The sequence below is a fragment of the Acidithrix sp. C25 genome (assembly GCF_904848545.2).
The window spans coordinates 816831-841322 of record NZ_CAJHCI020000003.1 but is presented as its reverse complement, the minus strand read 5'-3'; the positions used below and the strand labels follow the sequence as shown (position 1 = coordinate 841322).

At 46.6% G+C, this 24492-nt stretch carries 16 protein-coding genes; 7 read left to right on the top strand and 9 right to left on the bottom strand.

Going from position 1 to position 24492, the window contains the following annotated elements; all coding sequences use genetic code 11:
• The first annotated feature begins 58 nt into the window (after nt 1-58).
• The 3 genes from ACIDITHRIX25_RS000000102625 (at nt 59) to ACIDITHRIX25_RS000000102615 (ending at nt 3406) form a co-directional block, all read left to right on the top strand.
• The gene (locus tag ACIDITHRIX25_RS000000102625; protein ID WP_052605103.1) at nt 59-775 is read left to right on the top strand and encodes a response regulator transcription factor; all 717 of its coding nucleotides are present in this window, start codon (nt 59-61) and stop codon (nt 773-775) included.
• Nucleotides 776-834: 59 nt separating this feature from the next.
• Nucleotides 835-2436, top strand: coding sequence for a sensor histidine kinase (locus ACIDITHRIX25_RS000000102620; RefSeq protein ID WP_201732118.1), 1602 nt, complete (start codon nt 835-837; stop codon nt 2434-2436).
• Nucleotides 2437-2665: 229 nt separating this feature from the next.
• Nucleotides 2666-3406: a maleylpyruvate isomerase N-terminal domain-containing protein gene (locus tag ACIDITHRIX25_RS000000102615; protein ID WP_201732117.1), complete on the top strand. Its 741-nt coding sequence runs from the start codon at nt 2666-2668 to the stop codon at nt 3404-3406.
• 41 nt (nt 3407-3447) lie between these two features.
• Here the strand turns inward: ACIDITHRIX25_RS000000102615 and ACIDITHRIX25_RS000000102610 are convergent, their stop codons facing one another.
• A complete protein-coding gene (locus ACIDITHRIX25_RS000000102610; RefSeq protein ID WP_052605075.1) occupies nt 3448-3651 on the bottom strand; it encodes a hypothetical protein in 204 nt (67 codons plus the stop codon).
• Nucleotides 3652-5811: 2160 nt separating this feature from the next.
• Here ACIDITHRIX25_RS000000102610 and ACIDITHRIX25_RS000000102605 point away from each other — a divergent pair.
• From ACIDITHRIX25_RS000000102605 to ACIDITHRIX25_RS000000102595, 3 genes are all read left to right on the top strand, one after another.
• Nucleotides 5812-7914, top strand: coding sequence for a hypothetical protein (locus tag ACIDITHRIX25_RS000000102605; protein ID WP_201732116.1), 2103 nt, complete (start codon nt 5812-5814; stop codon nt 7912-7914).
• Between the two features lie 853 nt (nt 7915-8767).
• Nucleotides 8768-9106 (top strand): P-II family nitrogen regulator, encoded by a 339-nt coding sequence (locus ACIDITHRIX25_RS000000102600; RefSeq protein WP_052605104.1) that lies wholly within the window; start codon nt 8768-8770, stop codon nt 9104-9106.
• Between the two features lie 290 nt (nt 9107-9396).
• Nucleotides 9397-10662, top strand: coding sequence for an ammonium transporter (locus tag ACIDITHRIX25_RS000000102595; RefSeq protein WP_201732115.1), 1266 nt, complete (start codon nt 9397-9399; stop codon nt 10660-10662).
• A 423-nt stretch (nt 10663-11085) separates the two neighbouring features.
• Here the strand turns inward: ACIDITHRIX25_RS000000102595 and sufB are convergent, their stop codons facing one another.
• Nucleotides 11086-12486 carry a Fe-S cluster assembly protein SufB gene (gene sufB / locus ACIDITHRIX25_RS000000102590; protein ID WP_201732114.1) on the bottom strand — a complete coding sequence of 467 codons (1401 nt, stop codon included), beginning with the start codon at nt 12484-12486 and terminating at the stop codon, nt 11086-11088.
• Nucleotides 12487-12784: 298 nt separating this feature from the next.
• On the opposite strand from sufB, the gene ACIDITHRIX25_RS000000102585 reads away from it, so the two are divergent.
• On the top strand, nt 12785-14905 hold the full coding sequence (locus ACIDITHRIX25_RS000000102585) for a S9 family peptidase (protein ID WP_052605082.1): 2121 nt from the start codon (nt 12785-12787) through the stop codon (nt 14903-14905).
• A 341-nt stretch (nt 14906-15246) separates the two neighbouring features.
• On the opposite strand, the gene ACIDITHRIX25_RS000000102580 is transcribed toward ACIDITHRIX25_RS000000102585, so the two are convergent.
• From ACIDITHRIX25_RS000000102580 to ACIDITHRIX25_RS000000102550, 7 genes are all read right to left on the bottom strand, one after another.
• Nucleotides 15247-16320, bottom strand: a complete 1074-nt coding sequence (locus ACIDITHRIX25_RS000000102580) for a DUF4115 domain-containing protein (protein WP_201732113.1) — start codon at nt 16318-16320, stop codon at nt 15247-15249.
• A 110-nt stretch (nt 16321-16430) separates the two neighbouring features.
• Entirely contained in the window at nt 16431-18203 is a 1773-nt protein-coding gene (locus tag ACIDITHRIX25_RS000000102575) for an AAA family ATPase (protein ID WP_082058537.1), read from the bottom strand.
• Between the two features lie 74 nt (nt 18204-18277).
• Nucleotides 18278-18829, bottom strand: coding sequence for a dTDP-4-dehydrorhamnose 3,5-epimerase family protein (locus ACIDITHRIX25_RS000000102570; protein WP_082058538.1), 552 nt, complete (start codon nt 18827-18829; stop codon nt 18278-18280).
• 78 nt (nt 18830-18907) lie between these two features.
• Nucleotides 18908-19741 (bottom strand): MBL fold metallo-hydrolase, encoded by an 834-nt coding sequence (locus ACIDITHRIX25_RS000000102565; RefSeq protein WP_201732112.1) that lies wholly within the window; start codon nt 19739-19741, stop codon nt 18908-18910.
• Between the two features lie 101 nt (nt 19742-19842).
• Nucleotides 19843-20928, bottom strand: a complete 1086-nt coding sequence (locus tag ACIDITHRIX25_RS000000102560; protein WP_502756225.1) for a type IV pilus twitching motility protein PilT — start codon at nt 20926-20928, stop codon at nt 19843-19845.
• 399 nt (nt 20929-21327) lie between these two features.
• Entirely contained in the window at nt 21328-23364 is a 2037-nt protein-coding gene (locus ACIDITHRIX25_RS000000102555) for a putative bifunctional diguanylate cyclase/phosphodiesterase (protein WP_201732110.1), read from the bottom strand.
• Between the two features lie 350 nt (nt 23365-23714).
• Nucleotides 23715-24470 carry a hypothetical protein gene (locus tag ACIDITHRIX25_RS000000102550; protein WP_213333488.1) on the bottom strand — a complete coding sequence of 252 codons (756 nt, stop codon included), beginning with the start codon at nt 24468-24470 and terminating at the stop codon, nt 23715-23717.
• Nucleotides 24471-24492 lie beyond the last annotated feature (22 nt).

The window sequence follows — 24492 nt, the reverse complement described above, 5'->3', positions numbered from 1 at the left end:
CGATAGGATCAAAGTGACGAATCTCATTCCCAAGGTTTCAACGAGCAGAGAGCCAAAATTGAGCGAACCAACCACAGCCCCTAGAGTTCTAGTTATCGATGACGAAAGCTCCATAACCGATCTGGTCTCACTAGCCCTTGGTTTCCAAGGATACAAAGTAGAAAAGGCATCGGGTGCCAGAGAGGGACTTGAAAAAGTTCGCTCATTCTCTCCAGATATTATTTTGCTTGACGTAATGATGCCAGAGTTAGACGGCTTCGAAGTGGCAAGACGCTTGCGAATGGAAAAGATCGATACGCCGATAATCTTTCTAACAGCCAAAGATACGACTGAGGACAAGGTCTCAGGCCTCAAAATCGGCGGCGATGACTACGTAACAAAGCCATTTTCGCTTGAAGAACTAGCTGCCCGAGTCGATGCAATCATCAGACGCACTAAGAAAGATAATGAGATTTCGACGAGGTTGGTCTTCGCGGATCTCATCCTCGATCTAGAAACGCATGAAGTATTTAGAAAAGGACAACAGGTCGAGCTCACCTCAACCGAGTTCAATCTACTTCAATATCTGATGGAAAATGCCCGACGGGTCGTATCTAAATCACAGATCCTCGATCACGTCTGGCATTACGACTTCGGTGGGGACGCTAACATCGTGGAGACCTACATCTCCTATCTGCGAAGAAAGATCGACTCAGATAGCGAACCTTCGCTCATTCGAACCGTTCGAGGAGCTGGATACTCAATGCGAATGCCCAATAGCTATGACGCTCAATGAGAGATCCAAATACAAAATTTAGGCACTTCATTCAACCAAAATGAAGTGCCAATTTCGAGATGAAAGACATTGGATTGGTTGCAGTAAAGGAAATCCTAAGGCGAAGAATTGAAGCAACTCAACAAAGCCAAGCAGACGCTCGAAATAAAAAACCGAAATCAACACTAAAAGCTAAGCTTCTAATAACAGTGGCACTACTGGTGGCCTTTGGACTTGGGATAGCTGATCTCGCAACGTATACAGCCTTGCAATCTTTTCTCTACCAAAAATTAGACCAGCAGCTCCAAACTACAATTGGATCCACGGCGCAAGCACTTTTCGAATCATTTCAGGGAAGACCTGGCAACGGTTCTATACCAGCCATGGTACCCGATGGGTCTTGGGGAGAAATAGCTTCGGGCGGTAGAATAGTTTTTAGCGTTGCATTCGTTCAACCCGGAACTCTCCAAGGTTCGCCACCCAAGATCCAACTAAGCGGCTCACAGGCAATTAAAGTGAATCACCCAACGACCGTTACAGCTTCCAACGGTAGCCAAATTCAATATCGCGCGTTAGCCATTACTACCTCAGTTGGAAATGTTACAGTCATCTTAGCTATTCCAGAGACTGGTCTACATGCGACCCTATCACGTCTAGCCATAGTCACAACGCTCGTGTCGCTGACCTTACTGGTAATTCTGATCGCACTTGGATTCTATCTAATTGGGATTGGTCTGGCACCTCTTGATCGAATGACCGAGACTGCTGATCAAATCTCAAAGGGCGATTTCTCGCGACGAATCGAAGCAGAATCACGAGATGCAGAAGTTGAAAAACTGGCGGACGCCCTTAATTACATGTTGGGAACGATTCAAGCCGAGATTGAAAAACGCGAAGCCTCCGAAGGGCGTCTAAAGCGATTCGTTGCTGATGCATCTCACGAATTACGGACGCCGCTTACCTCAATCAGAGGTTATGCAGAGCTAATCGAAACCGGCTTGATCTCTAAACCCGAAGATATATACTCCGCCGCCGAACGTATCACAACTGAATCGGTTAGGATGGCGGGATTGGTCGAAGACCTTTTACTTCTTGCTCGGTTGGACCAAGCTCGAGCCCTGCAAAAACTCGACGTAAACTTTTCTCAAATAGTCGCAGCTGTAGTGGCCGATGCCCACGTAGTGGAGCCCAACAGACCACTTAATGCATCTATCGCGCCGGATATACATGTAATCGGAGACCAGCCAAGGCTCACCCAAGTCGTCTCGAACATTATGTCGAACCTAAGAACACATACGACAGAAAATACCCAGGCTGAAATTACCCTAGGGGTGACAGCAGATGAACAGGGGGCTCCAATCTGTCAGCTATCAGTGAGGGATTGGGGACCAGGTCTCTCAAAAGAGCAACTTGACCACGTATTTGAGCGTTTCTACCGAGCTGACCCATCTCGAACGCGATCCCAAGGTGGAGCAGGACTAGGTCTTTCCCTCGTTCAATCGATTACCGAATCGCACAATGGAAAGGTTTGGATAACCTCTGGCGGAATTGGAAAAGGCATTACCATTGGAGTAGAACTTCCAATCGCCAATCAGGGCCCAAACACCGCCCAAAACAACCTGGGATCGATCGATTCACCTTTGAGCGGCGACCCCCCGGTCTCATTCGGTAGCGGATCGTAAAATTCGCCATCACAATCTACTCACTCCTAGATATTATAAATATTAAAGCTACGATAAGACTAGAGCAGCTCATAAAATAGATAAATTAAAAGACAATGCATTCATCTTCATCGGAGCTTCTTCTAGGAATTCAGTCAACTGGCGAAGGTGCTCGTTTGGAAGGACCTTTCCATTGTTTTTTATCAATTTCTACCCGCGGAACACCTTCTGACTCATACTAAGGATCGAAATGGCAATAGAAACATCTGAATTGATAGATGAATTAGAGAAATACGCTGCCCAGATTAGCGAACAGGCCCCCTCCAATCTCGACTTGGCCTTGGCTCACCTTGGGTCGTGGCGTGTAAGCGACCTACTCGAACACCTTTCGTTAGTCTTAGAGAGGGCAATAAATCGCATTGGAAAGACCGAAGAACCCAAAGCTGGCGAAAGTGCGACGGGAACCATCGACCATCTTGAGCAATACACCGAGACTTCGAATCGTCTTATTGCAACGTTGAAAACCACGAGCGATCAAACACCTGCCTGGAATTGGACGGGATCAAATCAAAATAGCGCTTGGTTAAAGCGTCGTACGGCCCACGAAGTAGCGGTACACTCTCTCGACATTGCACTCGCATTGAATTTAGTCCAAGATGTCAATAAATATTTCAATCCAAAATTTGCCAGTGACGGAATCGCGGAATTTGTTAATGTATTTCTGGGCCGATTAAATGCCAAGTACGAAGGGAGTTCCGAGCCATTTTCCATCCATATCCATGCAAATGATGTCTCAGATACCGAATGGGTCTTCCTCTTTGGCACTACGACCATAGAAGCAAAGCAATTGCACCAAAAGTGTGATCTTGCGCTACGCGGTACCGCAAGCGCGCTTTATGGGTGGCTATGGAATCGATTCGCCTACGAGAATCTAGAGCTAATCGGCGATCATACCTTGGCGGACAAATGGCACGAAATCGTAAAAATCTAGTTAACCCTTTACCCCGATGAGCCACTTGCTCAAGAATCGTCTTATTTGATATCGACTAACCCAGCTTTAGAAAAAGTTATCGCAAGATCGCTCTGTTTTGGGTTGGAGTAGCCAATTTTTAGAGCACGCAAAAAAATAACATCTGGTCTGGCGTGTGCCAGTAATGACGAAATAGAGATAGGCCATTGCCAATCAGCAAGCAAACCTTTCACAACGCCAAAGAGAATATCTCCATTTAACATCATGGAGACATCTTTCGACGGCGCCGCCAAAACTAGCCACCGAGCCTAATTCGACCACTCTCAAAAAAGAAGCTACCTTGAACTATTGCTCTCGTTTGCGCTTTTGATAGATCATCGGAGCTTAAAGATTTAACCAGGGATTCACCCAGGATTCATGATCACAAGACCTGCGAACCAAGACCATTATTTAATGGCCACCTTGACCATCTTGGAATTAGCTGATAGAACGTTATTCAACAGAGCATCATTATCTGTTGGAGACTCATCTGGCGAAACCTCTCAAACGATCGAAATAGCGCATCAGGTAGAGAAATCGCAACAAAAGACAATGTTGTGCTTCTAACCAATTATGACCCCTACTTATCCATGCCTATCTCGAACGAGCAAAAAGATTAAGTTATCCACCAAGGTCAATTTATCGAGATGGATGCCCACACAAAGACAACCGATCCCTGAAATTCACAAGCACAACCAACCATGACCGATACCCGCAGTACCATCGAGGTGCTCCCCAGGAGAACTGGAAAATTCCAAGGAGAAGGCAATTATCGTCAAAGAGCTCGCGAGAAAGTCAAAGACCTAAGTGCCGAGCCTCTTTGATGCCAACCAGCCAGCTAAGATCGCCCGAATAACGAACTCACTCCGGCCTTGGAGCGCAATTGAAGCCCTATCCACCCATGATGCCACAGCCCAAACCAAGCCACCCTTAGCCCTAGCTTTCTCTTTTCCTCGAACCACATAATGACTAGGAGAGCCAAGCAAAGCTTCCTTAGGTTTCATGTTTTATACATGGTTCCCAACAATGCCATGGACGAACGCGCCTTTGATTGCCATGTCCAAAAAGCCGCGGGAAAGCCTCAGTACACTTTTATCAACAACCCACTTTACCTAAGTGAAAAGCAATAATGATTTGTATTAAACAACCAAAGCATTCCTTTTGAAAAAATTCATAAAGTAACAAAAATCATAAAGTAACAAATAAGTACTTGGTAGACAACTAATCAACTTCCCGTATTGGCCAGATAGGCCTCTACGATAAGCTAACTCGATAAAAATCTAATAGATCCATCGAACGCCACCTATGGTCTCAACGCGAAGTAAACACCAACCTAACCGGAGATGGTTTTGAAACAAAATAGCCAATCTTAAATCATATTTCTAGCAAAACTGGAGTAATCTTGCCATCAATCTCCCCGATTGCTATAAACGTCTACGAAAATATTGACATAGAGACCTACATGTGATTCTGCCTTCAATAGGGATCTCCCTTCAATAGGTCCAAGTCACGATGGCTAATGTGCTCTACGACAATGTCAGATACTTGAAAAAATAATCTTTAAGGTTGCTAAATGGTTCAACTTAGTCAGAAATTCATTGATTTAGACAGAAAATTTAACGACAATTTATATTTTCTAGAATCAGCAGAACCTGAAAAATTATTTAAAAGATAAATCATACATTGACTACAGCTAGCTTACGTAATCTTTAATAATTCTAAATTTGCCATTTATGACTAAGATTATCCAACTAAGACCTTTTTACGAGCTAGATCACGGCGGATCGATGCAAAAAGATATTTATCCAATCAAAACTCACCAGAATCCACTTCTCGTATCGCCCAGTATGGCTAAAACCCACACAAAAGTATTACCAATGAACTTTAGTAATGACGCCGAGGTGTAATTGACAATGTCAAAGGATTGCTAACATTGGAATGATTGAAATTTCAAAATATTTACTGATATGTTTAACCCAGGCTCAAAATCCGCCGAAAAAAGAGATATTGAAGATAAACCTGACCTAAATCTTCAAAGACAATTTGCACCTTCGAGTCAAAAAGAAATGAGCTGCTTCGAGGACACATCGCCCGACGTAACAAAAGACACACCATCGAACCCGCCGCCAGGGATAGAAATGTCTAGCCGAATCGCACACATCAAGGAATTATTCCGGAATATACATCAATGGAGCTTCCAGAGATCAACAGCCATGTGGGCAGGTCTTAGATTCGATCATCAAAAAGTAACAAATCTTCCAACGTTAAAGATCTTGAGCACCCGAGCCAAAAAGACCCGAAGCTACGGATAAAAGAAAATTGATCATCAGTCGGTCAACAGAGATGAGATCGTGACCGCCCTAATCGAAAAGAATAGTAGAAACCCTGTGAAAACTTCTCTAAGAAAAGCCGCCTTGCTAGGCTCGTCACTTACGATGATAGGTGCCGCGAGCCTAGCTACCGTTTTCTCCAGCACAAATACAGCCTCCGCAGATCCCGCATCGAACACGAAATACACGCCTATTGCCTTCAACCTTTCGAATCTCATCACAAGTCAAGTTGTATCTTCTAGCACTCACTTTGAGCAAACCCTCAAAACCTCCGATGGCAACTACTGGGTATCAACAACGAGTGGGTATTTAATTGAATTCTCCGGTATCTCGGATTCTGCAATAGGCTATATCCATACCGCCGATCAACTCTACGATGGCGTAGTAGTACCTGTTGCTGGAAGTTCTGATCGTCTATATTTCATAAACCAAGGATCAAGCAATTGCACAGTCGTTGAGCTCTCACTAAGCGGATTAACTTTTACTAGCGCTGGATCACTTCAATACACCACTCCGAAATTAAATTGCGTAGTAAATAGTTCAACGGGCAAAGCCCTAAGTGGCCAGTCCTCATATTCGATTGCAACAGATGGAACCAACGTCTATCTAACGCAACCTTCCCTAGTTCTGAACCCTGCCACTACGCGCACTTATTATAACGTTCTATGGGAAATCAAGAATGCAAACAGCACGACAACCACCTCTCTGGCTGCTACTGCATTTATTTTGGACCCCACCGAAACAATTGGGTCAGCGATGGGCATCTACGGTAAATACGCCTATATCGGCGGCGCATCGCACCACATCTATTCCTATTTACTCAGCACTCTTTCCCCTGCAAATAACACTGCATCAAACCCAAATACCCCAAATGTCGTCTATAGCGTACCCTCAAACGGAGGAGGATTCGGAGACTTTCAAGGGGTCACCACCAACGGAAGTAGTTCCGAGCTATGGTTCGTGCGTGAATTCAACAAACAAGTCGGTTATATCCCAATTGCAACCACCGGAAGCATAACTGGGTACGACTATCAGATAGGAGGTAGTCCTAACAACGAAATTGAATCAATGACTTATGATCCACATTCAGGCAATCTATGGATTGCCTCTGGCAACGTAAATGGGGTCCCATATTCCAATGTGAGTTTTGGCTATTTCAACATAAACGCATTGTCAAGTTCAGTAACAGGGACATCTAGCGTAAAAACCCTCACTCCAACTTGGTACAAAACTCCAACAGGAGTAAGTGAAGGAGCCGACGACTTTGCGCTTTACGCCAACGGTAACCCAATCTACTATTTTGGAGGACCAACACTTTCCATCAAAAAGACTGATAGCGTTGGCGGAATAGCTAGTACCTCAAGCTTCACTACCACCGGCGGAAGCACGACGATAGATAGCAACTTCAACTTTACCGTAACTGTCGGTTTGCCGACTCAAATTGGAAATATTCAAAACAGATCCGAATCGAAAACAATAACTGTAACTGACCCCGTACCATCACAATTTAGCCTCGACACCGTTAGCGGCCCTAGCGGAGCAACGCCAAATTGGAATTGTCAAATTAATCATCCGCAAAACTCATTCAGCTGTTCATACACCCCGGCATCGCCGATTGCCCCGGGCACGACACTTCCACCCATAACCGTAGGAGTAAAAGCAAACGCGACTGGAAGCTTTACCAACACCGCCACAGCGGAATCAGAAGACGCCAATCCAGTACAATGGAGTGACACGGTAACGGTCTCCTCGCCCGCTACCACCACGACCACGACGGCTCCGCCAACTACAACGCCGGTAACCGCGCCTAGCCTTTCGACCACGACCACGACGGCTCCGCCAACTACAACGCCGGTAACCGCGCCTAGCCTTTCGACCACGACCACGACGGCTCCGCCAACTACAACGCCGGTAACCGCGCCTAGCCTTTCGACCACGACCACGACGGCTCCGCCAACTACAACGCCGGTGACTGTGCCTAGCTTTTCTTCCTCGACCACGACGCCTCCGACAACACTGGTACCGGTGACAGCACCTTCGACGGCCAATCCGGCAACTACTGTGCCAAAATCAGCTTCACAAGTAGTCGTACCCTCAACCCACACGGGCAAACCATGGGAACCCTGGTCTATTGGTACCTGGCAGCACTATTGGCAATAGTTGGTTCAGTAATTCTCTGGCCACGAGGAAAACAATATAAAAGTAACTCCTAGGATTTCGATCAGCTAGATCTTCGAAAATACCATTAGAGATATTTGGAACAAAAGCCCCGGGCTAGGTAACTCAAACTTTACCTGGACCGGGGTGTCCAAGATAAATAACGCTGAAACTGGTATTTGAACTAAAGGTGCTCGTAGTTGAAATTACATGTCATCTACCACCTTCGAAGCGCCCATAGCGCCACCTTTTGAAACCAAAAGCATTTGGCACCCAAGGCGCCATATCCATACAGAACTTCCACCCGCTGGCTTAAGATTTTCCAATCTAGATCTCAATCGATTTTCCAAAAATAGAAATCACTGCGCATCAAAAAGCATGATAACTAAATCTGATTGGCTTTTCTGCCATCTGAACCCACGGTTACCGAAATCGATGCATGGGAGCCCTCCGTTTTTGGCTCGTGTTCTAAAAAAGTTACGCGGGAATTACCACCATGTAAGCTACGGTTCAGATAAGCAAGCAGATCCCGTCCTGGAGTGAAAAGGTAAGATTTCGGTCAAATCGACGCTCTCTTGAGTTTGCTCTAATTGATAAAGCTAGCTAACACAATGACCATCAAGCAATAGCAACATGGATACGCGTAAATATGTAGCACCTCCAGTAGAGATCCAAACAACAAGGCGCCACGAAGGCGCTCATACTCTTGGTTCTTACCCAAGCTTTTTGCTTGGCACCTACAAAAAGTAGGTACCGGCCCAACTGAACTTTAAGGAATCGACACCCGAAGAAAACACTAACATTGACTCCGACATCTCGCACCAATATGGTCCTAAATCAAAGGTTTACAATCGATATGAAATTGATCGTCGCCATTATAAAGCCGTTCAAACTTGAGGACGTCGCAAACGCACTATCAAAGATAGACATTAAAGGCATGACCGTCTCCGAAGTCCAGGGGTATGGCCGTCAAGCCGGACATACCGAGGTGTACCGAGGAGCAGAGTACCAGACAAGATTTGTCCCAAAGCTCAAAGTGGAGATAGTCGTGGCCGATGAAGCCCTCGATGAAGTTATGGAACTCGTTGTGACCGCAGCCCGAACTGAAAAGATCGGTGACGGCAAGGTTTGGGTGATAGACCTAGACGAACTAATACGCGTTCGAACCGGCGAACGCGGCATTGATGCAATTTAGACAACGACCAGGCAAGTCGGTCTATATGAAATCTGAGATTCGCCCCGCTCTCCTGTCTCATTAAGGCCAGGAGCCACACAAGCATTGTCTATTTTTATACCTTTAAATTTTCCACCAGCGACACTGTCTAAAGCCAATTCATCTCAAAAAAACAAGACGAAACATTTTGGAAACATTCTGGAATTCTGTTAGAAACATTTCCCATTTATTGTGACACGAATCGGGAGTTATCCTAAGCGCAAGCGCCGCCTTCGCTCGGAAAATCACCAGTCGCCGATCAGGGGAGAGATATGAATTTCAATTCGGGAGATACCGCATGGGTCCTAATCGCTGGAGCATTGGTCATCTTTATGACTCCAGGCCTTGCATTCTTTTACGGCGGCATGGTTCGATCTAAAAACGTTCTAGCCATGCTCATGCAAAACTTTGTCGTAATGGGCATAGTTAGCGTTCTTTGGGTCTTTGTAACCTATTCATTGGCATTTGGTGTGGACCTAGGCGGATTTGGAGTGATTGGAACTCTCCATTTCTTTGGGCTGGGTCACATAACACAAGCCGTACCGGGTTACTCTGGCCCGCTGACTCAACATATACCTCCATTGGTCTTTGTCATTTTTCAAATGTCTTTCGCAATCATAACTCCGGCGATCATAACTGGATCCTCTGCAGATCGTCTGGCGTTTGGACCGTTCGTGGTCTTTATAATTCTTTGGTCAATCCTTGTCTATGCGCCTGTGGCGCACTGGGTATTTTCCCCCAACGGTTGGCTATTTAAGCTCAAAGTAGAAGATTTCGCCGGTGGAAATGTCGTTGAAATTAATTCAGGAGCCGCTGGTGTAGCTCTAGCAATTGTTATAGGAAAACGACGAGGGTGGCCACACAAACCGATGGCTCCACATAGCGTGCCATTGGCCCTCTTGGGTGGTGGCATCCTATGGTTCGGTTGGTTCGGATTCAACGCTGGCTCGGCACTAGCCGCCAACACATTAGCTGCCCACGCCTTTATAAATACCAATACTGCAGGCGCATGTGGAATGTTGAGTTGGTTGGTATTTGAGCGACTTCGCGGAGGAAAGTCTACTACCTTAGGCGCGGTCTCGGGTGCAGTAGCAGGGCTCGTAGCTATCACTCCATCGTGTGGCTTTGTTGACATCTACGGTGCCAGCGCAATCGGACTTATTGCCGGATTGGTTTGTGCCTATGCGATCACTTTGAAGTTCAAAGCCGGCGTGGATGATGCACTTGATGTAGGCGGGGTCCACCTTGTAGGTGGAATAGTCGGAACGTTACTTATCGGAGTTGTTGGCACCTCAGCCGTCTCTGGAATCAACGGCATACTCTACGGAGGCAGCGCATTGCTCCTCCTGCATCAGTTGATAGCAGTCCTGGCATGCGGGCTTTATTCGTTTTCGATGACATGGCTGATCGCAAAAACTATCGACAAGACAATGGGCCTAAGAATTTCTCAAGAGCAAGAGAACGAAGGAATGGATACGTCCTTGCACGCAGAATCAGCCTATGAATTTGGCAGTTCCATCCTTGAAGCTTTCAAGTAGCTAGCATAAAACAGCTATGGTAGTTGCCAAACCCACGCCCCTGATTCAGGCCACTACCCAAGGACCATTAGTGCAAGGCACCAAACTCGCTATAGGCAATTTTGATCCTTTTACGAATCGCACGATAAGAAGGCTACTCCAACTATTCAATGTAATTCAGACCGACAAATTACCCCAAAGGTCTCAAGGTGGCGAATCAGACAGTTCCCTTTTCAATCCCTGTCCAAAGCCTTCTGGGCGACGATTCGGGGCTGAGCAATATCTTTCACTCGGTGCCCAAATAAGATCTCCACCACGAGCTCCTAGGGTCCAAGTCGGCAAGATGCAAATATAAAAATGGACCCGATTATAACGTCGGGCCCATTTTCATATACAGGAAATCATCGTGAGATGGCACTTCAAAGGATCAATAAGACTTCAGAACTAGCCTATAGAACCATCCATTTGCAATTCAATCAGACGACTCCATTCAACGGCATACTCCATTGGCAACGTCTTGGTGACTGGTTCGATAAAGCCATTTACAATCAAGCTCATAGCCGCAGACTCGCTCAAGCCACGACTCATGAGGTAAAACAATTGATCGTCACCGATCTTAGAAACTGTCGCTTCGTGGCCAATTTGCGCGTTCTGCTCCTGTACTTCCATATATGGCTTAGTTTCAGAGACGGAGATATCATCCAAAAGAAGCGCGTCACAACGAACAAAGCTCTTAGACCCCTTAGCTCCCTCATCTACGTGCACCAATCCTCGATAGGTGGTCTTTCCACCGTCCTTTGAAATTGACTTGGAGATGATGGTAGATGTAGTCTCTGGAGCCGCATGAACCATCTTGGCTCCTGCGTCTTGGTGCTGACCCTCTCCTGCATAAGCGACAGACAGAACCTCACCTTGTGCTTTAGGCCCCATAAGATAGACCGCGGGATACTTCATCGTCAACTTGGAACCAATGTTGCCATCGATCCATTCAACGCGTGCTTCCGTCTCGGCAATTGCCCTCTTGGTTACCAAGTTGTAGACGTTCGAAGACCAGTTCTGAATCGTTGTATAGGTGATCCGCGCTCCCGGCTTAGCGATTAACTCGACCACAGCCGAGTGAAGCGAATCCGTAGTATAAACAGGCGCAGAGCAACCTTCGATGTAGTGGACCTTTGAACCTTCGTCTGCAATGATCAAGGTTCTCTCGAACTGCCCCATGTTCTCAGCATTTATACGGAAATATGCCTGAAGTGGCATATCCACCTCTACGCCAGGAGGCACATAGATAAACGAGCCCCCAGACCAGACGGCTGAGTTTAATGCAGCAAATTTATTGTCATTTGGTGGGATCACTGTGCCAAAATACTGTCGGACAAGATCGGAATGTTCCCTAACTGCAGTATCCATGTCGCAAAAGATGACACCCATCTCTTCTAGGTCCTCACGGTTTCGGTGGTAGACGACCTCAGACTCATATTGAGCCGTAACTCCAGCTAAGTACTTTCGCTCTGCCTCTGGTATCCCGAGCTTCTCGTAAGTTGCCTTGACCGATTCTGGTAACTGATCCCAGGAAGATACCTGCTTTTCGATTGGCTTTATGTAGTAATAGATATCATCGAAATCAATATCAGGCATATTTACTGCAAACCATTGTAACATCGGCTTGCGCTCGAAGTTAGCCAAAGATCGCATCCGAAAGGCCTTCATCCAATCGGGCTCATTCTTCATCCAAGACATCTCTTTGACGATCTCAGAGTTGATACCCTTCTTTGGCTTGAAGACATAGTCTTCCCGGTCGGACCAACCGAGCTTGTACTTACCAAGATCTAGATCGACAGTACTCATTGGACCTCACTTGAAAATAATAAAAAAGAAAACCAAACGCATTCAAGAATTACTTTAAGACTAGCCCATCTAAGTAATTTCTCCTATACAGATAGGAGAAAATATTTCAAATATCTAAACTAGCTTCAGCTAAAGCAGTCGTCCTTCTGAAATCTCTATCGCCGAAGGTAAATTTCTATCTAGGATCTCGCCGAAACCAAAAAAGGCCAGCACTTAGAAATGGCACCTGCGAATCCAGCGTAATATAAATTTAGTGCAATCGGTATAAACAAATCAAAGCGCCTATAAGGTCATAACTGTGTCAGCAGTTTCAAAGATCTTCAAATCACTAACCCCGCCTAAACTACCACCCAAGAATCCATCCATCCTGCTGGGCCTTGGTGAGCCCCGTATCGACAACTACTTCTGGATGAACGAGAGTGAAAATCCCTCTGTACGCACCTTTATTGACGAGGAAAATGCCTTCGCGCGCACAGTTCTGTCAAATCTTGAACCTCTGCGAGAGAAGGTTTACTCCGAATTTCTAGAGAGAATTGAGCTTGAAGATCACGGTGTACCTCAGCGAAGAAAACATTTCTGGTATTACGGCGCCACTGATAAAGAGTCGCAGTATGAGATTCACTTTCGATACAAAGACAGAGGTTACGGTGAACCCACAATCGTAGAACAAGATGTAGAAGTTGTGCTCAACGAGAACGAACTTGCCCAAGGTCATGAATTTTTTTCGCTAGGATCAACGGCCCTCTCTGACGACGAAAACCTAATCGCCTATGGAATAGATACCACTGGAGCAGAAAACTATGAGATCTACATCAAGGATCTATCAACGGGCAAGACGATCCACATTCCAACTCAGAATGCCACATACGGTTTGGAATTCGATATCCAAGCAAAACGACTCTTCTGGGTCGAAAGCGACGACGCGACTAGGCCATACAAAGTCAACGTCATTGATCTGAACAATATAGAGCAGGGTTCTATGGAACTATACAAAGATGATGACCAGTCGTTCGGAGTTTCAATAGGCCGCTCCAAAGACAACAAGACTCTCATCGTTGACTCAAGTTCAACAACATCTTCTGAGGCGTACTTCCTAGATCTGAGCGATCCACAGGCACAACTAGAGCTATTCCAGAGGCGCACTAACGGCCTGGAGTACTCAGTGGAGCCAATAGGCGATCAGATTTACATCCTCTCAAATCTAAAAAACGATAACTTCCATATCTCAATCTGTCCAAGAGGCCAGATGTCACTGGAAAACTGGAGCGATCTACTGCCCATTGAACCCAATATAAAGATCGAAGCAATCGAGATCTTCGACCATCATCTCGCAATCGAAGAACGACGAGATGGGTTCGCCAGAATTAGAATTGTGGATCTTTTGGATCAAAGTTCATTTGAGATCCCAGTTCAAGACGAAGCTTCGACGCTAGAGTTGAGTGCAAATCCCGAGATGGACGCCAACTCGCTGCGTTATAGCTATACCTCGATGACGACACCACGATCGACTTTCGAAATAGACCTAAAGTCCAAAGAGATCAAACTCCTCAAGCAAACTAAGGTCCTCGGAGGCTTTGATCCGAGCGACTATTCTTCGGCAGTAATAAGAATACGAGCCCGAGATGGCGTCGAAGTTGGCGTATCTTTGATATATCCCCGCGATATCTCACAGGATGGCAACAATCCGGTCGTTCTCTATGGGTATGGCTCGTATGAACATTCCATCGACCCGAGGTTTTCAACTCTTAGGTTATCGCTCTGTTCTCGTGGAGCCATCTTTGCAATCGCCCACATCAGAGGAGGCGGAGAGTTAGGGCGTCAATGGTACCTGGATGGAAAACTCGTTAAAAAGCATAACACTTTCAACGACTTCGTCGATGTCGCGCGAGGCCTAGTAGACCTGGGTTGGACCCAACCAGGCAAGATTATGATCATGGGCGGCAGTGCTGGCGGGATGCTGGTAGGAGCGGCTCTAAACCAAGATCCATCACTCTTTGGAGGAGTGATCGCAGAAGTTCCCTTCGTAGATTGTCTCACCACTATTTCAAATCCAAGCCTACCCCTTACAATACCCGAATGGGAAGAGTGGGGAAATCCATTAGATGACTACACAATTTACAAAGAGATGCTCTCGTACTCTCCATATGATAACGTCGCAGCTGGAGTCGAATATCCTCCGCTTTTAGTCACCTCTGGGTTGACAGACCCAAGAGTCTCCTACGTTGAACCATCAAAATGGGTCGCAAAGATAAGAGAAATAACCACCAATCCAAAGGTGATTTTATGGACAGAGACCTCAGCGGGACATTTTGGCACTTCCGGGCGTTTCAACGAGTGGGAGATGGAATCTCGAATCTACGCATTTGTCTTGGGATGCCTCTTCGACGATATCGAAGAGCTAAATAACAAAGTCAACTAGGCACAATTGTCCATTTGTTCAATAGAGAAAGCTCGCCATCCAAAGCCACCTCAAGAGAGATCCCAAATCGACTGTGAATTAAACCCAAATAGATACCAATAAAGTTCCTCTTGGTACAATTCATAGCCATAGCGCCATTGAGGCAATAAAGATTTTAGGATCCCAAAGCAAAGAAAGGCGCGAATCGGCCACTGGATAGGCATTCCAATTGGGCTACTCCGGCAAACTCAAGGACTTGACCTTTTGGATAACCTTGTAATTGGACAGGTTATCGACTGGCCAAAACACGCAAAATAACTTATCCACCGAATCGAAGTGAGCACTAGGGGCTACTACAAAGTTTAGATCTGCGACCCTTGACTTGGCACAAATGTGAAATTGTAGGGTCCAGGCTTCGATGTAAAGTGAAGCGGTACCCCATTTATCGACAGCGTAGCTACTGTGGAATTTCCCACTCGGATCCACAAAGGACCGGTTGTTGAGATAGTTCGAATCTGGCCAGCCTGCAAGACAGCTTCCCAAGATATCACAGCGCCCGCCGCAGTGCTCTGGGCAACCCAGCACGCACCAGATGTTACTGAGACAACAACGCTATAGCTACCTGTCGGTGCTGGATAGCTGGCCCCCAAATAATTCGAGCTTGATGGCGCGAGAAAAGACGGAACCGTGGTGGTGGTTGAAGCTGTGGTCTTGTTTTTAGGTACTGGCGGAACGGTGGTTGTGACTATATTCGACTTGACTGTCGCCGGGGACTTAGAGAAGGCGAAAAAACCTATAATAACTATCAAAACCAGAGCTACCGAACTCGCTGCTAAAACTGGAGTTGCAGAACCCCTCCCCAAACCTCGTGGCCTATTCCAACCAAAGCGGGGTGAACGACCAAGGCTTTTGTTAGACAGAGATGGATCTAGTGAAGCAGTCTCATCAAAAACAAGTGGAGCGCCAAATCGAGGAGCGAACTCACCCGTTGAATCGAGATTGAACTCATCTAAATTCGGCTCTTTCTTGAAATTGTTAGAAGCAGAAACTAGGCGCCTCGAAACGCTAGGTTCGTCTCCTGAGATACCATCACTAAAACCAACCGACTTCGCAGCTGGGAGTGAAGGTGGATCAGGAACTTTCTCTATGGAATCAGCAGGCAAATTTTGCGGGGGTACCGCGTCACTGGATGCTTTAACTACAAGATCATCACCCTCATGGTTACCACCGGGCTTTACTACTCTAATATGAGGATTCGCCTCGACCGGTATAACCCCAGCGACACCAGGTGCATCACCAGAAATCTTATGCATAACGCCCATAGCCTGATTGTGACGAGCGATTGATCGCCTTTCGCGCGAGTAAGCCGTCGCAAGCCACGACATCAAAAATCCGCCAACTCCGAAAACAATCAGGAGTAGTAGTAGTAGTTTCACTCCAACTCCAGTCAATTAGTCCATGACCCAAATAGGGGAGTATACAAACAATACTCTAGTAGGACTGACCAAATATCTTACGGAGTATCTTCAAGTTGCAGGGGCTTCCTTCAACTTTCCCTCAGGTCAAGCACCTCAGCATCCCCTTGAGGCAAAAGCTCATAAAGCTGCTCTTTCGTCAACTCCTCATGCAAAAGTAATTCGTCTGCCACTTTCGAGACAAGGTCCCTGTGGACTTTGATTATCGCAACTGTCTCGGCATACATCTTCTCCAATAGGTCCTCGAGCAGATCACGTGCCTTAGCATCGTTGACGACATTAGCTACGTCGTCGTTGGGACGCCCAGTGGACGCTAACGAAAGAAAGAGGCCCTCCATTCCATATGTGCCGACGCATCTCGCACCGATCTGAGTTGCATTTATCAAATCTCCAGAAGCTCCAGAACTAGACTCGCCGAGCAGTACCTCCTCGGCGACCATCCCACCAAAAGATATCTTCATCATCGCATGAAGTTCACTTCTAGTCTCAACAAATGACTCCTCTATTCCATCATGAAGGGTCGCACCAAGCGCTGGGCCTCTCTTTAGAATTGAAACCATCTCAACTGTGCGATTCTTTCCACATGCCCAGGTCATAATGGCATGGCCAGCTTCATGGGTGGCGATGGCAACCCTTTGAGAAGTTGGATACGGTTCGACCCTAGCTATGCCAATCGAGACGGTGAGAAGAGCTTCTTCAATATGAGAGTAGCGCATCACAGAAATGCCATATCTAGTTGCAACCACAAGTGCTTCGTCAAAGAGGCGCTCGAGCATCGCAGGAGAATAGCCCGAAGTCTTAGCAGCAATTCGCTCGCGATTGAGCTCGACATCCAAATCATAATCATGAGATCGACTGGTCAGAAAGAAGTCAATCAACTCCATTCTTTCAGAACGAGAAGGGAGTCCAAAACTAATGATGCGGTCAAAACGACCTGGTCGAACCAATGCTGGATCCAGATCAGAGGCCCTATTGGTTGCGGCAACCATCAAGACGTTAGGCACATATGTAGCCTTTGGGCTTCGCCGGGCCAACAAAGGTATGCCACGACCAATACTTGCTCTCCACCGAGCAAAACGACTTGGGATCTCGAAACTCTGCATCTGAACCAGAAGTTCGGAGACAACGCCAGTCACTCCCTCGGTACTTCCGGAACCCAATCCCCTGCGCGCAGCACCAATTGCATCAAACTCGTCTATAAAGCCGATAGCGCCCCCATAGCGAGTTGCCAAGGTTCGCAACGACTTAAAGTAGGCTCTAATCTTTCGGTTCGTCTGACCATAATACATTGCTTGAAATGAGGATGCAGATGCGTACAAAAACGGCACCCCGGCCTCTTTGGCCATAGCCTTTGCCATCATGGTCTTTCCGGTCCCCGGAGGGCCTTCGAAGAGGACTCCCCTTCTAGCCTGTCCACCCATCTCGCTTCCAAAACGATCCCGATACATAAAGAGCTCAAGCGTCTTTTTGATTTCCGCAACCTCAGGAGCTAGGCCTTTGACGGATCCAAAGTCAACGCTAATATCGCTAGGATCAAACCGAACGTGAGGCGATCGTCCAAGCGCCAAAGTCGGCAGAAGCATTACCAAGATAAGCACAATTATCAAAAGCGCTGGGATCAGATAAGGCGAAGAGCCAATATGTATCGACGGGAACGAAATCAGATTATCGAACCACAAATAGGTGCCAAGTCTAGCAAGGCTAAGAAGAGCAACTGGAACCAGTATTCCCAACCATATCAACGAACGTCTCCGACGCCATCTTTTGTGGGTGATGTCGACGTCGGTAGGCGGAACAAACAGCCATGGGCCTGCTTCTTGAATTGTTCGGGTTACGTTAACCATAGTAAATATAAATTAGCACAACACCAGTAGAAAAACACCACTCTGAGCGTTAAATTCCAGAATTAAACTATTTCTTAGGTCCTAAGAGTAACTCTGGGTCGCAAATGTTCAGGAATCGCTGCTCTTAAGGGATTTTTACGATCACGCTCCGAGACCACGGGTTCAGAGACGCCCCAATCTGCGGCAATCTCAGGATCATCATAGGCCACGCCAAGCTCATCAGATGGGTTGTAATAACTATCGACTAGATAGGTTAAGACCATATCGGAGATTGCTGCAAATCCGTGAGCTACGCCAGGGGGGATATAGAGCCCAACTGGGTTCTCCTCCCCTAGTTCGATATTCAATGTAGCACCATTGGTCGGTGATCCAACTCTAAGGTCGTGCAGCACCACCTTGGCTCTGCCAGTGACAACGTACCAGTAATCAGCTTGGTGCAAATGGTAGTGAAGACCTACAAGACTGTCGGCTATCTTATCCGACCTCGAGCCTTGCACCATTTCACGCCCAATTGGAAACCAAGATCGACGGTAAGTTTCAGTGAATTTACCTCTGTCATCGCCGAATGCGATTGGCTCGATGACAATAACGTCAGCAATCGTCGATGATGGATTTATCTGAGACATTTTAATTGAACCTCTTATTTCGACACGCAAAGCCCGAACTTCAAGATCGATATTAGTGGCTCGGCCTCTAGATCTTGGTCAGTCGAACTCCACCACTTTACCTTGCTTTGCGACAAAGACCTCTTTCAAGCTCCCACTTCCGTTGACAAATCCATAGCGCTGCTGAACCTCGCGTAGATATTCATCGTTGTGTGATGGATCGTGGTGAAACATCGCTAAGCGCTTTACATTGGCCGACCTGGCGAAATCTATCGCAAATTCAAAGGTGGAATGCCCCCAAGTGGACTTGGATTCAAACTCATCCTGAGAGTATTGCGCATCATGGATCAAAAGATCTACATCGTCGGCCAAGGCCAAGGCAACTTTATCGACGCCTTGGGCGCCATAGGGCTGCTGATGATCTGGTAGGTAAGCGATCGAGTGCGAACCCATCTCGATTCGAAAGCCAAACGCCAAATTAGAGTGCGCAATCACTCCACAAGTTATCCGAGCAAAAGACCCCTCTAGCCAGAACGAACCTGGCTCATGGCCTACAAATCTCAGCTCTCCGGCGAAATCGTCATAGGGAGAGACTGGGAAATACGGTGGAGTAAAAAGGGCACGGAGAGGATCGAATTCGAGATTGGGACCGTGCACTTCGAGCCATGCTCCGGGTTGATCCAACGGAACAAAAAAGCCAAGCCCTTGAATGTGATCAAAATGAAAGTGACTCAATAGGACGTAGGCGCCGAAGCTACTAAGTGGATCTAACTCCTGTGCAAAATTGCTGAGTCCTGTTCCTAAATCCAAAATTACTGGAACTCCCGCTCCAAAAAGGACTACCGTAGAGGTGTCGCCTCCAAAAGTTGCGAAATCATCCCCAGCTTTTGGCGTCGAACCGCGAGTTCCGTAAAATTTAACTTTTATTGCCACTGGTTTTACAAACTACCCCAAAGATTCCCAAGACAAACGATTTGAGACATCAATCACCTCTTAGGCCGCCTCTAAATGAAGCCAAAATCGTCCGGGTCCACTCAAACTAAGCCGCTTCGCTGCAACATAACCTGAAGATCTTGTGGAGAAGTCGCTGAAAGCATCGCCTCGCTGGAGGAGATAAGCCCACTCTCGATCAGATCAAAAAGAGACCTTTCAAATGTTCGCATTCCATAGTACTCCCCCTCTTTGATAATCACAGGTATCTCCGAACCTTTGGAGGGCTCGAGAATGCACTGGATTATTCGTCCATTTGCGACCATAACCTCCAAAACTGGACGCAACGATGAATCGTTAACTCGAACCAATCGTTGACAGATTACTCCTCGCAAAGATCCAGCCAACGAGGATCTAATCTGTTGATGTTGATGAGAGGGAAAGAAGTCAATAATTCTAGAAACTGTCTCCTTTGCATTTAAAGTGTGGAGCGTTGAAAGCACCAAATGACCCGTCTCTGCCGCCGAAATCGCGGCGCGAACCGTCTCTTCGTCACGCATTTCTCCGATCAAGATAACATCTGGGTCCTCACGCATAGCCGCCCTTATCGCGTCTAGAAATGTAGTGACGTCAAATCCAACTTCGCGTTGATTTATCAAAGAGCAGATGTCGCTATGCAAGGTCTCTATTGGATCTTCGATTGTGATTATATGAGCACTTCGAGTCTCATTAATCCTTTGAACCATCGCCGCTAAGGTAGACGACTTCCCTGAACCGGTCGGTCCAGTCACTAAAATCAGGCCTCTTCTCTCATTGGCAAGCGCAGATACCACCTCCGGTAGATACAACTCTTCGATCGATGCCGGTGAAGAGGCGACCAAGCGAAACGCGATAGAGATATTCCCTCGTTGAAAGAATGCATTCACCCTAAATCGGTTACCATCATGCGATTGGTAGGCATAATCGGCCTGCTTTGAATGCAAGAACTCATCCCACATCTCTGCAGGTATCGATTTGCGAACCAGTTCTTGGACCAAAACTGCAGTTGCCGGGGGTATTCCCCCAATCTCGCTCAACAGTCCCTTGACTCGAATTCTCGGAGGAACGCCGACCTTAACGTGCAGATCGGAACCCTTCCGGGAAACTAAGATCCGCAATAAACCATCTAACACTTCAGGATGCACAACCATGAAATCGGCATTAATACAGCCGCACTTTAAAGTCGTACATCCTACCATTAGCAGCTTTCAAAAGCTAACGGCCACAAGGTTTCTAATCCCAAAACAAAGATCACACCGCTAAAACCCAAGGCAAGACAAGCAAAAAAGGAAAGATTGATCCGCCTGCTGTCTCGCTACTTACGTGTGGGCACATTTGACAGAATAAATACAATGCGGACGATGGGCCAAAAAACAGCAGTAAAAATGTGGAAACGACTAAAAGCGCTTGTTAGTAGCCAAATATAACTAGCCGAGAATGCTTCGCGGAGCCACCAGGCAATAATTTATCGGCTTTGTGCAAAGCTATCCACCAAGAACGCTAACGTCTTTGATCGGCTAGCCCCTTAGGAATTTCGCCAAAAATCAAAGCTACTCTAAAAGATGACTAGATGCCTTTCGATTCGCCCCGTCAAGCGCTATCCAGCTAGTAATCTCGCTCGCAATAGCGGGCTTTGAGATGTAAAACCCTTGCGCCATAGAGCAACCTAACCCGCGAAGTGAATCCATAACGTCAAAGGTCTCAACACCCTCTGCTACAGTAGTCAAACTCAAATTTCTAGCCAAGTCGATTATGGCTCGCACGATCGCATGTCCGCTCTCATCGACATTCATTGAGGTCACGAAAGACGAATCTATCTTTACACTTGAAATTGGCAAATTCTTCAAATACGTAAATGACGAATAGCCAGTGCCAAAGTCGTCTACTGAAACCGCTACGCCCAAATTTCGGAGATTCTCTAAAATGGCTTTAGATCTGCCTGGATCCGCCATTACGGAACTCTCAGTGATCTCGATCTCCAACCACTGCGGACTCACTCCAAATCGCCGCAGGGCAGAGTCAACCACTGCGGGAAATTCAAAATCATGGAGATTTCTAGCAGACCCATTTACCGAAACCCCAATCCTCAATCCCGCTGCATGCCAACGTGAACACTGGTCCAGCGCCGACTCCAACACCCACTTGGTAAGAGGTATCATCAATTCGGTCTGTTCTGCAAATGGCATAAATTGAGATGGCGAAATTGATCCCAACTTAGGATGATCCCAACGAAGAAGGGCCTCGACCCCCGTTACACGATCCGTCGCTAGATCAACTTTAGGTTGATAAACCAGATGGAGTTGGTCGGAGCCTATGGCAGCCGATAGATCTGCGAGTAACGAGAATCTACCTCCATTGAAGCGCTCCCCATTGCCGGCATATATTCCCACTCCGCTATTGGACTGCTTCGCCCTATAAAGTGCCACATCGGCCATCCGAAGTAACTCAAATGCCGTACCAGCGTGATCTGGAAAGATTGCAGCACCAATCGTACCTCGCAATACAACCGGAAAGCCATCAACATCCAGATCCAAAGATATTAGAGCCCTAAGCCTTTCCGCTACTGCTTTAATGTCACCGTCGGATTTAATCTCAAAAGCCAAAAAGCCAAATGTGTCATCACTCAATCTTGAAACTAAATCGCTCGGTCTCTTGGTGCCATCAAGTCGGCCTGCCATTGCTCTTAGCGTTGCATCTCCTGCGGCACTTCCCAATTTGTCATTCAACTCACCAAAATCATCTAGATCAATCAACAAAACGCCAAATCGACCATGACGACGAGACGCTTCAAGAACATAACGTTCGATTTGACGCTCAAATGCCCATCGATTGGGAAGATTCGTAAGCGAATCCAGACCTCTACTTCTCTTAGCTTCAATCGAAAGAGATGCTCCAATGGATATAGCAAAACCGATGACTCCCGCCAATGGGAGAGATTCCAACCCGCTCAAGACAAATGTCGTTACCAAAACGCCAAGCATGATCAGAACTAGGTCGTATACGGTAGTGTCGAAGGTCTCACTCCTGAGGCCCAATATCCATGATGAATCTCTGGAGTTGGACCAATAAATTGAACGTAGCACTCCATGAAAAACCGCGATAAACAAACCGGCAAAGACAACCGTGAAAAGATCCACCCTGTCAAGGGCCAGGCTAGGTACCGCCTCTGGGATCACGCGAAAAACTCGTAGGATCAGTTCTCCAAAGCTAAGTGAGATCATGAGTGACGCACCTGAAAATATAGCTGTCCCAACAGATCGCCTTGCGATCAGCTCAATAAACACCTTGGCAATTGCAATCCCCATAACAAATAGAGGCGATGGATTAACCAAAATCAAAGCGAACAAAAAAGTCCATGAATAGACCTCGGAAGGTCTTTGCTTATTATCTGATCTCCTAAGCACCGAGAAGGATTCTGTGGCTAGATACAAGCCAAAAAGAGTTGTTGTTCGGACCATATGAACCGAAAATGCACTAGCAAAGAGATTGCCGCCGCTTAGGACAATATCTAGGCAAAAAAGGGTTAGCGCAACAATCGAGATGACGATAGAAAACCTACCTTTATGCCACGATCTCGAATCGATCATATTAAACTCTCTTTTTTGAGAAACGACTAACGGCTTATTAATCATTGGCTAAGACGCTGTGCTTATTTTCGAACAATTCAAGGCGCGGGTTTAGCCAAAAATACGATTATCTTTTATGTGCTTGAATATTAAACTAACAAGACTACCACAGTGGAACTCAGCCATCCACTTCAAGAAAAACACAAAACAAAGTGCGTATAAATCGACCCTAAAGCTCTCAAAGGATGAGAGACAATCGATGTCTATGGGGATAAACAAAGGCGTCGACCGAATTACTTCTGTCGACGCCTAGGCCATTTTTATCTTTTGCAGGAGGTGAAAATGGAAACTTTATTATAAATCTGTAAAGCTTACTGAGCCAGTAATCCAGACGACGGGTTCGCAGCGCTATAAAGACGATCGGTATTCGATATCGCGCTAATTCCGTTTCCCGAGGCGATCCGAACATCATAAGAAGCACCACTTACAACAGCCGAGCCAAGATAGATATTCAATTGGGTCGAGTTACCGCTCACATCTGAGGTAGAAATAGATACCGGCCCGATCGCCTCGCCCGCTAAAGGACAGAGCAGGATCTGAGTAACGGGCGCCAAATTTTGACCCTTTACTAAAATCTCCAGGTTCGCATTGTAGATAGTTGAGCTTGGGTTTTGAACTTGAGTCAAGACTGGGGAATCTAAAGACGAGCTAGATGTGCAGTTGTAGACGACAGGAGCGGTTTGAGATGAAGAAACAACCAAAGAGTTTGATTGTCCTGTCGTAGATGGAGAAGGAGTTTGGCTCGGTGACAAAGCAGGAGCAGAAGTTGTATTAGAAATTGTGGCGGGTGTGGAAATTGTGGCGGGTGTGGAAATTGGAGATTGAGACGACGCAACTTGAGTTGTACTAGAACTAAGTATAGGCTGAACTACAGTCGTCGTTGGACGATCATTTGATGAAACGAGACTTGAGAAGTTACCCGAGGCAAGTGTTCCATGACCACCACTGGGAATATAGGTTGTCACTATGAGAGTAGCGAGCAGTGCACCTGCAACAGAAACACTGCTCGCAATCGCGGCCCTCGTTCGAAACTTTAACGTCATCTTATCCCCTGATTTGGTAACCACCTTTTCCTACCACTCATGGTAG

Bases quoted from the DNA above. Each gene is read 5' to 3' on its own strand.
- ACIDITHRIX25_RS000000102620 (WP_201732118.1), top strand. From the start codon at position 835: ATGAAAGACATTGGATTGGTTGCAGTAAAGGAAATCCTAAGGCGAAGA.
- ACIDITHRIX25_RS000000102615 (WP_201732117.1), top strand. From the start codon at position 2,666: ATGGCAATAGAAACATCTGAATTGATAGATGAATTAGAGAAATACGCT.
- ACIDITHRIX25_RS000000102610 (WP_052605075.1), bottom strand. From the start codon at position 3,651: ATGATGTTAAATGGAGATATTCTCTTTGGCGTTGTGAAAGGTTTGCTT.
- ACIDITHRIX25_RS000000102600 (WP_052605104.1), top strand. From the start codon at position 8,768: ATGAAATTGATCGTCGCCATTATAAAGCCGTTCAAACTTGAGGACGTC.
- ACIDITHRIX25_RS000000102595 (WP_201732115.1), top strand. From the start codon at position 9,397: ATGAATTTCAATTCGGGAGATACCGCATGGGTCCTAATCGCTGGAGCA.
- sufB (WP_201732114.1), bottom strand. From the start codon at position 12,486: ATGAGTACTGTCGATCTAGATCTTGGTAAGTACAAGCTCGGTTGGTCC.
- ACIDITHRIX25_RS000000102575 (WP_082058537.1), bottom strand. From the start codon at position 18,203: ATGGTTAACGTAACCCGAACAATTCAAGAAGCAGGCCCATGGCTGTTT.
- ACIDITHRIX25_RS000000102570 (WP_082058538.1), bottom strand. From the start codon at position 18,829: ATGTCTCAGATAAATCCATCATCGACGATTGCTGACGTTATTGTCATC.
- ACIDITHRIX25_RS000000102560 (WP_502756225.1), bottom strand. From the start codon at position 20,928: ATGGTTGTGCATCCTGAAGTGTTAGATGGTTTATTGCGGATCTTAGTT.
- ACIDITHRIX25_RS000000102555 (WP_201732110.1), bottom strand. From the start codon at position 23,364: ATGATCGATTCGAGATCGTGGCATAAAGGTAGGTTTTCTATCGTCATC.